This is a genomic window from Pseudomonas sp. IT-P12 (assembly GCF_949767465.1).
Taxonomy (GTDB): domain Bacteria; phylum Pseudomonadota; class Gammaproteobacteria; order Pseudomonadales; family Pseudomonadaceae; genus Aquipseudomonas.
In genome coordinates this window covers 574,030-585,590 of record NZ_CATKPY010000011.1, presented here as the reverse complement: position 1 = coordinate 585,590, position 11,561 = coordinate 574,030, and the positions used below count along the sequence as shown (strand labels likewise).

The window sequence follows — 11,561 nt, the reverse complement described above, 5'->3', positions numbered from 1 at the left end:
TGTGCGCTTACTACTGATAGAGGATGACACGGCACTGGGCGAGGGCATTCATCAGGCCCTCAACCGTGAAGGCTATACCGTCGACTGGTTGCTGGACGGCAGCAGCGCCCTGCATTCGTTGCTCAGTGAAATATTTGATCTGGCGGTCCTCGATCTGGGCCTGCCGCGCATGGACGGCCTTGACGTGCTGAGGCGCCTGCGCAGCAGCGGCTCCACTCTGCCGGTGCTGATCCTGACCGCGCGCGATGCCACCGAAGACCGCATTGCCGGCCTGGACGCCGGGGCCGATGACTACCTGATCAAACCGTTCGACCTGGCCGAGCTGAAGGCCCGCATCCGCGCGCTCCTGCGGCGCAGCGCCGGGCGCGCCCAGGCGCTGATCGAACACGCCGGGATCCGCCTCAACCCCGGCACACAGCAGGTCAGCTACAACGGCGAACCGGTGGCGCTGACGCCCAAGGAGTACCAGTTGCTGCACGAGCTGCTGTCGCCACCGGGCAGGATCATGACCCGCGATCATCTGATGCAATTGCTGTACGGCTGGAGCGAGGAGGCCGAGAGCAACACCCTGGAGGTGCACATCCACCACCTGCGCAAGAAATTTTCCGCTGACCTCATCCGTACCGTTCGCGGGGTCGGATACCTGGTGGAGGAGCGCCATTGACCTCGATCAGACGCCGCACGCTGACCCTGATCATCGGCCTGATGCTGGTCGGACTGACCCTCATCAGTGTCCTTAACCTGCACGACAGCAACCACGAAATCGCCGAAGTCTATGACGCGCAACTGGCGCAGAACGCGCGCCTGTTGCAAGGCATCATGCGCATGCCCCTGACCGGCAAGGAACACGCCGACCTGTATCAGGCCTTCAACCAGGCCCTGAGCGAAGCGGAGCCCAAGGTTGACGGGCATCCCTATGAAACGAAGATCGCGTTCCAGGTCTGGGATCCCAAGGATGAAGTGCTGGTGCACACCGCGAGTGCGCCTTCGTTCAAGACCCCGCCGCGAACGGCAGGTTTCAGCGACCTCGTCGACCTGAACAATCGTCATTGGCGGGCCTTCCTCCTCGAAGACCGGCACAACGGCCTGCGCATCTGGGTAGGGGAGCGCGACGATGTGCGCGCCGACCTGGTGGACCGGATCGTGCGTCACACCCTGTGGCCCAACATTCTGGGCAGCTTGCTGCTGGCGGCAATGATCTGGCTGGCCATCGGCCTGGGGTTGAAACCCTTGGTCAATATGGCCGCTACGTTGCGGGCCAGGCCTCCCGGCTCCCTCGAACCCCTGCAGTTGACGCCACTGCCTACCGAGCTTGAACCCATGCAGGCAGCGCTCAACCGGATGCTGGCGCAAATCCAGGAGGTGATGGGTCGTGAGCGGCGCTTCATCGCCGATGCCGCCCATGAAATGCGAACGCCCCTGGCCGTGCTCCGGGTGCATGCCCAGAACCTGTTGGAGCAGGGCAGTGAACAGGACCGTCGGGCATCGCTTGAACACTTGATTGCCGGCGTGGACCGGACCACCCGGCTGGTCAACCAGTTGCTCACCATGGCGCGCATCGAACCCCGGGCGGACAGCAAGCCGCCTGAGCCCATTGACCTGGCCGCGACGGTTCGCGGCAGCCTGATTCAGCTGACGCCCTGGTTGTTGAGCAAGGACATCGAGCCGGTGCTCGATGTCGCTGACGACATCGGCCTTGTCAGGGTCGACCCGGCAGCCATCGATATTGCGTTGAACAACCTTGTCACCAACGCGGCCAACTTCTCTCCCGCCCACGGGGTCATCACCATCAGGCTGGCCCGCACAGAAAGAGGCTACGAGCTGATCGTCGAGGACGAGGGGCCGGGCATCGATGAGCAGGACCGCGACCGGCTGTTCGAGCGCTTCTACAGCCGAGGCAATGACCACGGCGCGGGACTGGGCCTGACCATCGTGCAGACCATCGCCGAGCGTTTCGGTGGGCAGGTCAGGCTGGAAAACCGTTCGCCTCGCGGGTTGCGTGCGTCGTTGGAAATCGGTCGCTCATGATGCCTTGAGCGACCGCCGTGGCGGCTCAGGACGGCTCCGGGGAAACCACCCACACGCTGCAGGGCAGCTTGTACAACAAATGTTCCACCGTGCTGCCCACCAGCCGTTCCACGCCACGGTGGCCAACGCGGCCCATGACAATCACATCGGTGTCATGGGCTGCGGCGTAGCTGGACAGTACCCTCGCCGGACTGCCCATGATCATGTGCCGGCGTTCCGACGGGATGCCGTTGCGCTCGGCCAGTTCGTGAAAGGCCTCGGCCTGCGCGTCGTACAGGGTGCTGGCGGCCGTCGAGGTGAAAAATGCCGAGCCATTGCCGAAGCCGATTTCATCCGCACTGATGCTGGAAAGATCGTGGGCGTGGATCACATCCAGTTCTGCATCACAGGTGCTCGCCAGTTTGCAGGCTTCGCGCAGGATCCTGTCGTTGAGGTCCTCGTATTGGCCATAGGCATGGAACGGATCGACTGCGGCAACGACCTTGCGTGGCAGGGCGTTGTGCAGGTGGCTGACAAAATGCACGGGCACCGGGCATTCGCGCAGCAGGTGGATATCCAGGGGCGTGAAAAACAGGCGGGAGAGCCTTGATTCGTGCTCCAGCGCCTTGATCAGGGCCGCCATCGGCTGTTCCTGGAGGTGGATGAGTATTTCCTGCAACGGCGCTTCCACCCACACCACTTCCGTGGTGACCATGACACCGATCTTGCGCAACGGCCTGGCCTGGTCTTCGAGCCATCGGCGATGACGCTCGACGTATCCCAGCCGCATCTGTTCCAGCGCCTGCTCGTTGACCAGTGCGGCCGTTGCCAGGCCTTCCAGATAATCAAACGCCACGATGTGCAGGGCAGCACCCGCCGCCTTGGCCAGGGCGGCCGCCCGATCGAAGGCGGGGCTGTTTTCCATCAGGGGTGAGACGACCAACATGAAACGTGGTTGAACAGACATGATTCATCTCCGCTAGGTGACCGTGCAATCACAGGCTCAAATGGTCCCGGCATTCCCGGGTCTTGAAGCCTCGTCTTCAGCCTGTCCCTGTGGGCGTCGCCGGGCTTGATCCGTGTCAAGCCGGTGAGGGAATCACCTGGCTGTCCGACGTGCGGTTGTTCGCAGGCCAGCCAGTCACGCATTTGTTGACCATTATCAATCCTTCGTCCGGGTCCACGGCGCAGTCTGCGGATTCGTGCCGAACGCTGGTTTACGCACGCTAAAAGGAGTGAGCACCATGGCAACCATGAGAGCGGCTGTTTTTGTCGAAAAGAACCGGATCGTGCTGGAAGACAAACCCATTCCTGAAGTCGGACCGCTGGATGCACTGGTCCGGATCACCACCACGACCATTTGCGGCACCGATGTGCATATCCTGCGTGGCGAGTACCCGGTGGCCAAGGGGCTGACCGTGGGCCACGAGCCGGTGGGGGTGATAGAACGCCTGGGCTCGCAGGTGCGGGGGGTTGTCGAGGGGCAGCGGGTGATTGCCGGGGCCATCACGCCCAGCGGGCAAAGCTATGCCTGCCTGTGTGGCTGTGGTTCCCAGGACGGGCCCGACACGCGCCATGGCTTTCGTGCCACCGGTGGCTGGAAGTTCGGCAACATCATTGACGGCTGCCAGGCCGAGTACGTGCTGGTGCCGGACGCCCTGGCCAATTTGTGCCCGATACCCGACGGGCTCAGTGACGAGCAGGTGCTGATGTGCCCGGACATCATGTCCACCGGGTTCTCCGGGGCCGAGCGCGGCGAGGTGAACATCGGCGATACCGTGGTCGTGTTCGCCCTGGGCCCCATCGGACTGTGCGCGGTCGCTGGGGCGCGACTCAAGGGCGCGACCATGATCATCGGCGTGGATGCCGTGGCCGAGCGCATGAACGTGGCTCGCCGGCTGGGTGCGACCCATGTCGTCAACTTCAAGGACGGCGACGTGGTGGAGCAGATCATGGCGCTCACCGATGGCCGTGGCGTCGATGTGTCCATCGAGGCACTGGGCACCCAGGGTACGTTCGAATCTGCGCTGCGGGTGCTGCGCCCGGGCGGTCGCCTGTCCAGCCTTGGCGTCTACTCCAGCGACCTGCGCATTCCCCTGGATGCCTTCGCCGCCGGCCTGGGCGACTACAGCATCGTTTCCACCCTGTGCCCGGGTGGCAAGGAGCGCATGCGGCGCCTGATGGCGGTGGTCCAGAGTGGAGGCGTGGACCTGTCGCCACTGGTGACCCACCGTTTCAAACTCGACGATATTGAAGCGGCCTACGAGTTGTTCGCGCATCAACGCGATGGCGTGATGAAGATCGCGATTACACCGTGAGGCGATAAGCCAGGGCCTACAGCGTCAACTTCCGGCTGAATTTGGTTTCCATCACGATGTGCGAGGCGGTGTGCGCCACGCCCTTGATCATGTTGATCCGGGTCAGCTCGGCGTTGAGTTCGCTCAGGGTCGCCGTGACCAGGTGGATGATGAAATCCGACTCGCCCGAGACCGCGTACACGGCCTGCACCGCCTCCATCTTGCGCAGCGAGGTCATGACATCGGTGTAGCTCTTGTTGGTGCAGGACGTCATGGTGAAGCAGTTGATGGTCTGCTGCAGCCGGTCCTGATCGATGCGTACGCTGTAGCCGGTGATGACGCCGGCTTTTTCCAGACGCGTGATTCGCTCCTGCACCGCCGAGCGCGACACCCCGAGCTTGCGCGCCAGCGAAGCGGTGGGCTCCCGGGCGTTGGCGTGCAAGAGGCCGAGCAATTGCCTGTCCTTGTCGGTCAGATTGAACAGGGGACCGGAACGCTGCACATCCATGGACACTGGCTTGACCTCGCGGGGCTTCAGTTTTTAACGGCCGCTCGGCGTTGCGAACGGGTTTCCTGGAACATATCCATCATCTTCAGGCCGGCGTAAACCGTTTGTGCGGCTGCCGGGCCGAGCGGGCCACCGTTCCATTGCAGGCCATAGGCATCGAACAGGCGGTAGCGATCGGTCTCGCCGCAGATGGCTTCGGCAATGACGCGTGCGCCAATCGGCGCGGTGTTCATACCATGGCCGCCAAACGATGTACATGACCACAGGCCCTTGCCCAGGGGGCCGATGTGCGGCATTTTGTGCCGCGCATAGCCCATCAGCCCGGACCAGGCCTTATCGATCCGGATGCCGCGCAACTGCGGATAGACATCGAGAATGTCGTCGGTCAGCAACTGGCCCAGGCGCTTTTCATCCTGCAGGTTGCGGGTGGTGATCCGGCCGCCCCAGAGCAGGCGGTCACCGTCGACAATCCGGTAATAGTCCGAGGCCCGGCGATTGTCACCCACCGCGTCGGTGGTCGCGACTGTGTCCGCCAGGCGCTCGCCCAGGCGTTCGGTGAGAACGGCGTAGGTCGCAATCGGCAGGAAGGCGCGGCGCAGCTTGCCGAACTCGGGGCCACCGTAGCCACCGCAGCAATACACGACATGGGCGCAATCGACGCTGCCTTGATCGGTGATCACCCGGTGTCGTCCGCGCTCGCTCTGCACCCGGACCATGGCTGAATGCTCATGGATCCTGCCGCCGTTGCGCGCAATTAGCTGGGCCAGGCCCAGGCAATAATTCAACGGGTGGAAATGAAAGCCGTGGACATCGCGCAGCGCCTGGAAATAGCGGTCGGTCTTCAAGCGCTCGCGCACGGCCTGGCGATCCAGGTACTCGAGGTGGAAATCGAAGTCGGTGGCCATTTTGTCGCGCAGTCGCTGCAGGTTGTCGCCATCCTCATAGCGCACGACGCTGAGTTTTCCAGGCGTTGGCGCGCAGCCCGGGAATTGATGCCGGGCGATCATGTCGCGAACCGTGTCGACCCCTTCCAGGGACAGTTTGAACAGCGCTGCGGCGGTCGCCTTGCCGCACCGACGCTCGATCGACGATAGGCCCTCGGACCAACCCTGCAGGACGAAACCGCCGTTGCGCCCGGAAGCCCCCCAGGCCACGCGACCGGCGTCGAGCAGCACCACGGATTTGCCACGCGAGAGCAGTTCCCAGGCGGTGCTGAGACCGGCCAGTCCGGCGCCGACGATGCACACGTCGGCTTGCGCAGCACCTGTCAGCGCCGCGTGCTCGGTCGCGTATTGCATGGTGGCGGTGTAATAGTTGTTGATGTACATGAAGTGCGTTGTCCTTATCTTCACGGCACAGGCAAGCCGCGCGCCGCGTTCAAGACGGGCGCCCGGCAACGCATGGAGGGTTATTGCACCTGGGTGAGGTCGGCGCCGTACCATTTTTCCGACAGTTGCTTGAGGGTGCCGTCGGTTTTCATGTCCGCGACGATCTTGGTCAGCGCACTATTGAAGGCGTCGTCACCCTTGTCGACGGCGATGGCCAGCGGTTCGTAGTAGGCGGGCTTGCCCTCGACCTGCACGATCGGATAGCCATTCTTGACGGCGGCGACGATGGTCGGCAGCGCGGACAAGGTGGCATTCAGGCGAACCCCGTTACCCATGCGCAGGTCATCCAGCGGGCCCATGCTGTCGCCGTAGGTCTGGATTTCACCGGGCGTGACGTCGTAGGTAAAGGCCGGCACATCGGCCGCGTCGATTTTCAGGCGACGGTTGATGTAATCCTCCGACGTCGTCCCGGCTTCGACGCCGATCACCTTGCCGTTCAGGTCCGCCGGTTTGGCCCCGGCGGCATCCTTGTGCACCGCGAAGACATAAGGCGTGTAGTAATAGATCGCCGGGAAATCGAGGACCCGACTGCGCTCGGTCGTGGGGGTCATGGAGCCGACCGACAGGTCCCAGCGATTCGACCAGCGTCCGGCGGTGATGATGCCGTATTCGGGCGTGACGAAGGTGACCTTGCTTCCCAGGCGCTTGCCGATTTCGGTGGCGACATCTATATCGAAGCCCTGCAGCTTGTTGTCCGGACCGAGGAACGACTGCGGTGGCCAGTTCGCCGCAGTGGCGACTTTTATCACTTTGGTGTCATGCACGCGGTCGAGGGTCGCGCCGGCCCAGGCGGCGCCTGCGGTAGTCGTGACGGCGGTGGCGACAGCAGCGGCTGCGAAGAAACGGGTAAGCGAGATCATGGGTAAGCCTCCAGGGGCGCGGGTTTTGTTGTTGTTTTTGTCGATGACTTGGGGCGGTACGGCTGATGCTTCTCAGTGGCTGAGAATCTGCGATAGAAACTCCCGGGCGCGTTCGTGCTGCGGGTTGTCGAAAAACTCCTTGGGTTTGGCCTGTTCGATGATGCAGCCCTGGTCCATGAAGATGATCCGGTCGGCGACGCGCCGGGCGAATCCCATCTCGTGGGTGACGCACACCATCGTGATGCCGTCCTGGGCGAGCTCGCCCATCACATCCAGCACTTCCTTGACCATTTCCGGGTCCAGCGCCGAGGTCGGTTCGTCGAACAGCATGATGCGCGGGCGCATGCACAGGGCGCGGGCGATGGCCACACGTTGCTGCTGGCCCCCGGAGAGTTGGCCGGGATACTTGTCTGCCTGGTTGCCGATGCGGACCCGGGCGAGGTATTCGCAGGCCAGTTCACGGGCCTGGGCCTCACTGAGCTTGCTCACCAGGCGCGGCCCGAGCATAAGGTTTTCCAGCACGGTCATGTGCGGAAACAGGTTGAACTGCTGGAACACCATGCCGACCTGACGCCTGACGTCGGCCACGCGGGTGGCTTCCCGGGTCAACTCGACGCCCTCGATGAACACGCTGCCTTTCTGGAAGTCTTCCAGCAGGTTCAGGCAGCGAATCAAGGTGGACTTGCCGGAACCGGACGGCCCGCAGACCACCACGATTTCGCCGCTGGCAATGTGCAGGTCAATGCCCTTGAGCACATGAAATTCCCCATACCACTTGTGCATGTCGTTGATCGAAACGGCAGGGCAGAGCGCGGTTGCAAGCTGATTCATCCTAAGGCTCCTGACTCAGCGGTGGGCACGATTGAAGTGCTTTTCCAGGCGCGCCTGGACGGTTTCCAACACGATCGACAGCAGCCAATAAAGCACGGCGGCGGTGATGAGCATTTCCAGGTGACGAAACTCGGCGCGGCCTTGTGTCCGTGCCAGAAACATCAGCTCCCAGACCCCGATCACCGACACCAGCGAACTGTCCTTGAGCATCGAGATGAACTGGTTGCCCGTCGGCGGAATGATCAGGCGCATGGATTGCGGGAGAATCACCCGGGTCATGGCCTGGAACGGGTTGAGTCCGATCGCCCGTGAGGCTTCCCACTGGCCGCGCGGAATACTGCTGATGCCGGCACGGAAAATCTCCGTCATGTAGGCGCCATAGCACAGCGAGAGCGCGAGGATCCCGGCGGGCACTGCCCCGACCACATAGCCGAGCTGAGGAATGCCCAGGTAGATCAGGTAGATCTGGATCAGCAATGGAACACCACGGAAGAACGAGGTGTAGAAGCTGGCGATGGCAATGGCGAAACCGTTGGAAGACAACCGCGCCGTCGCCCCCAGCAACGCCAGGACAAACGCGATGGCAATCGAGATCGCAGACACGTAGACCGTGGTGAATACCCCTTGGGTAATCATGAAGCCGACTTTGGTGGCGATGAAGCTGTAGGAGAGGTTGAAGGTGTCGAAGAACAACAGGAACAGTGCCAGCAATTCGCACCAGACCGTGATGATCTGCGTGCGCAACGGCAGCCGGCCGAGAATGAACAGGTTCAACACCACCGTGAGGGTGAAGGTGAAGCCAACGGCGATGTCACGCGCCAGCGGGGCCTGCAGATCCAGCACGATGGGCCCCATCAACTGGGACAGGCGACCCTCGCCCAAACCGCAGGCCAGCGTGATGACGAAAATCACGACAGCGACCGATCCCATGAATACTGCGCTATCGGTCCTGCGTGGTTTGACGACAAGGTCTTTGTACATGGCTAACACGCCTTAGGGAGATCCCCTTTATTGTTGTAAGTCCATTATGTGCGCGCAGAATGCCGGGCGGGACCCGGCGAAATGGTGGGGTAGCGGGTTAATTGATACAGATGTAGGGGTCAAGCCTCTACAAATGGGGGAAAGAGTCGACAGCCTGCACTTTGCGTGTTGCTCGCCATGCGTTGCCGCGTGACGTCCAGCGCGGGCAGGTATTGACCCTGTGGGCCGCGAGCCTGCCCCCGATGGAAGCCCAGACACCCTACGAAGCGTTGATCCAGATGGTCTTCAGCTCGGTGTACTGATCGTGGGCCCAGATCGATTTGTCACGTCCACCAAAGCCCGATTCCTTGTAGCCTCCGAACGGTGTCGAGGCATCGCCTTCGCCGAAGCAGTTGACCGTGACCACGCCGGCGCGGATCTCCCGCGACAGACGCAGGGCATTGCGCAGGCTGCCGGTGTAGGCGGAGGCGGCCAGGCCATAGACCGTGTCGTTGGCCAGTTCGATGGCTTCATCGAGGGTCGAGAACGTTGTCACGCTCAGCACCGGACCGAAGATCTCCTCGATGAACAGCCGATCATCGCGGCCCACACCGTCGATGATGGTCGGTTGCACGAACACCCCCGCTTCGGTCGCGCCCCCCTGGACCACCTTGAGTTTGCCATCGACAGCGTGCTGCAGGTACGAAGTCACCTTATCGAAATGCGCCTTGCTGACCATGGCCCCCAGGCGATTGTCCGGGTCCAGCGGGTCACCCAGTTTCCAGTCCTTGAGGTGCTTGGCAATCAGCCCGAGCAGGTCGTCCTTCACATCCTTGTGAACGATCAGGCGCGAGGAGGCCGAGCAGTTTTCGCCCATGTTCCAGAAGGCGCCGGCGGTGACGAACTGGGCCACTTCGTCCAGGTCCTCACAGTCGTTCATGACCACGGCCGGGTTCTTGCCACCCAGCTCCAGCACCACGCGCTTGAGGTTGGAGTCGGCGGCATACCGGAGGAACAGACGCCCGGTCTCGGTAGACCCGGTGAAGCTGACCATGGACACGTCCATGTGCCGGCCAATGGCTTCGCCGGCCTCGCGACCGCCACCAGGCACGATGTTGAACACGCCCGGCGGGATCCCGGCCTGGTGCGCCAGTTCGACCACGCGCAGGGCGCTGAGGGTGGTTTCCCTGGCCGGTTTGACCACGATGGAGCAACCGGCGGCCAGCGACGGCGCAATCTTCCACGCCAGCATCAACAGGGGGAAGTTCCACGGCAGCACCAGGCCCACCACGCCAATGGCTTCGCGTACCACCAGGGTCACCGCCGCTGAACCCGTAGGCGCGGTGCTGTCGTAGATCTTGTCGATCAGCTCGGCATGCCAGCGCAGGGTGTGGATGGTTTCCGGTACATCGACGTTCTGGCATTCACTGACCGGTTTGCCGCTGTCCAGGCTTTCCAGCACGGCCAGTTCATGGGCGTTCTCTTCCAGCAGGCGGGCGAAGTCCAGCAGGATATGTTTGCGCTCGCCCGGCGACAGTTTTGCCCAGCGGCCATCTTCGAAAGCCTGTTTTGCCGCCGCCACGGCGACATCGACATCCTGGACGTCGCAGGCGGCGACGTCGGCCAGCTTCTGGCCGGTGGCCGGGTTGGTGGTGACGAAGGTGTTGCCCGAGATCGCATCGCGAAACTCACCGTCAATGAAGGCCTGGGTACGGAATTTCAGTTGGTAGGCCAACGCCGCGTATTGTTCCTTGCTCAACAATTCAGCCATTTCATGCACCTCCGGTGATCTGGGCGATATTGCGCTTGAGGGTGGTGATCACGTCCTTGAGTTCGGCTTTTTCACGGTCGTTCAGGCCCTGCAGCGGGGCGCGTACGCCACCGCTGCGCAGGCCCTGAAGCTCACTGCCGTACTTGATCGACTGCACGAACTTGCCGCCTTCGAGGTAGTCCATCAGCGGCATCAGCTCGGCCATGATCCGACGGCCCTTGGCAAAGTCCTGCTCGATCACGCAGGCCTCGTACAGGGCGATGTGTTCCCGTGGAATGAAGTTGGAGCCGGCACAGGTCCAGCTCGTGGCACCCCAGGCGAAGAATTCCAGGGCCTGGTCGTCCCAGCCGCAGGACAGGGCGATGTTCGGGCGCTGGATGGCCAGGCGGTGCAACTGGGCCATGTCACCGGAGCTTTCCTTGATGGCCGCAATGTTCTTCACGTCGGCGACCGCATCGAAGAACGCTTCGCCCATGCTCACGCTCATGCGGCCCGGGTAGTTGTAGAGCATGATCGGCAGGCCGCCGGCGCGATCCACGGCTTTGACGTGGAGGGCGATTTCCTCCTGGGTCGGCAGCGCGTACGGCGGGGTGCCGACCAGCAGGGCATCGGCCTTGATCTCCCGGGCGGCAGCGGCATAGGCCACGGAGTCCTCGGTGCGGATGGCACCGGTGCCGACGATCAGCGGCAGGCGGCCGTTGAGCACATCTTTGGCCTGGGCGGCCAGTTCGAAGCGCTCCTGGGCGGTGTGGGCGTAGTACTCGCCGGTGGAGCCGCCGATGATCACGCCGTGGACCCTGGACTCGACCAGGTACTCCAGAACGTTGGCGAACGCGGCCTTGTCGATGCTGCCATCGGCCGCCAAGGGGGTGATGGCCGGGGTGTAGATACCTTCGAATTTCATGGGTGAGCCTCAGTGCAGTGATTGTGGTTCCGCGA

11 protein-coding genes are annotated in these 11,561 nt (G+C 62.8%); 3 read left to right on the top strand and 8 right to left on the bottom strand.

The features are described 5' to 3' along the window. Position 1: 1 nt before the first annotated feature. The gene (locus ACM6IM_RS05850) at positions 2 to 664 is read left to right on the top strand and encodes a response regulator (RefSeq protein ID WP_414864480.1); all 663 of its coding nucleotides are present in this window, start codon (positions 2 to 4) and stop codon (positions 662 to 664) included. Continuing rightward, a complete protein-coding gene (locus ACM6IM_RS05845) occupies positions 661 to 2,028 on the top strand; it encodes an ATP-binding protein (protein ID WP_371051309.1) in 1,368 nt (455 codons plus the stop codon). The genes ACM6IM_RS05850 and ACM6IM_RS05845 overlap by 4 nt, the downstream gene beginning before the upstream one ends. Positions 2,029 to 2,053: 25 nt before the next feature. On the opposite strand, the gene ACM6IM_RS05840 is transcribed toward ACM6IM_RS05845, so the two are convergent. Beyond that, complete coding sequence (locus ACM6IM_RS05840) at positions 2,054 to 2,974, bottom strand: universal stress protein (RefSeq protein WP_414864479.1); 921 nt, start codon at positions 2,972 to 2,974, stop codon at positions 2,054 to 2,056. Between the two features lie 277 nt (positions 2,975 to 3,251). Between ACM6IM_RS05840 and ACM6IM_RS05835 the strand changes: the two genes are divergently transcribed. Beyond that, positions 3,252 to 4,325 carry an NAD(P)-dependent alcohol dehydrogenase gene (locus ACM6IM_RS05835; protein WP_414864478.1) on the top strand — a complete coding sequence of 358 codons (1,074 nt, stop codon included), beginning with the start codon at positions 3,252 to 3,254 and terminating at the stop codon, positions 4,323 to 4,325. Positions 4,326 to 4,341: 16 nt separating this feature from the next. Here the strand turns inward: ACM6IM_RS05835 and ACM6IM_RS05830 are convergent, their stop codons facing one another. From ACM6IM_RS05830 to ACM6IM_RS05800, 7 genes are all read right to left on the bottom strand, one after another. Continuing rightward, positions 4,342 to 4,812, bottom strand: coding sequence for an Lrp/AsnC family transcriptional regulator (locus ACM6IM_RS05830; RefSeq protein WP_192307989.1), 471 nt, complete (start codon positions 4,810 to 4,812; stop codon positions 4,342 to 4,344). A gap of 26 nt (positions 4,813 to 4,838) precedes the next feature. Beyond that, positions 4,839 to 6,140: an NAD(P)/FAD-dependent oxidoreductase gene (locus tag ACM6IM_RS05825; protein WP_414864477.1), complete on the bottom strand. Its 1,302-nt coding sequence runs from the start codon at positions 6,138 to 6,140 to the stop codon at positions 4,839 to 4,841. An 80-nt stretch (positions 6,141 to 6,220) separates the two neighbouring features. Continuing rightward, positions 6,221 to 7,060 carry a transporter substrate-binding domain-containing protein gene (locus ACM6IM_RS05820; RefSeq protein WP_192307986.1) on the bottom strand — a complete coding sequence of 280 codons (840 nt, stop codon included), beginning with the start codon at positions 7,058 to 7,060 and terminating at the stop codon, positions 6,221 to 6,223. 72 nt (positions 7,061 to 7,132) lie between these two features. Beyond that, the gene (locus tag ACM6IM_RS05815) at positions 7,133 to 7,891 is read right to left on the bottom strand and encodes an amino acid ABC transporter ATP-binding protein (protein ID WP_192307985.1); all 759 of its coding nucleotides are present in this window, start codon (positions 7,889 to 7,891) and stop codon (positions 7,133 to 7,135) included. Between the two features lie 15 nt (positions 7,892 to 7,906). Then, complete coding sequence (locus tag ACM6IM_RS05810; RefSeq protein WP_192307984.1) at positions 7,907 to 8,872, bottom strand: amino acid ABC transporter permease; 966 nt, start codon at positions 8,870 to 8,872, stop codon at positions 7,907 to 7,909. A gap of 259 nt (positions 8,873 to 9,131) precedes the next feature. Next, positions 9,132 to 10,622: an aldehyde dehydrogenase gene (locus ACM6IM_RS05805; protein ID WP_414864476.1), complete on the bottom strand. Its 1,491-nt coding sequence runs from the start codon at positions 10,620 to 10,622 to the stop codon at positions 9,132 to 9,134. A 1-nt stretch (position 10,623) separates the two neighbouring features. Then, complete coding sequence (locus tag ACM6IM_RS05800; protein WP_192307982.1) at positions 10,624 to 11,526, bottom strand: dihydrodipicolinate synthase family protein; 903 nt, start codon at positions 11,524 to 11,526, stop codon at positions 10,624 to 10,626. Between the last annotated feature and the right edge of the window lie 35 nt (positions 11,527 to 11,561).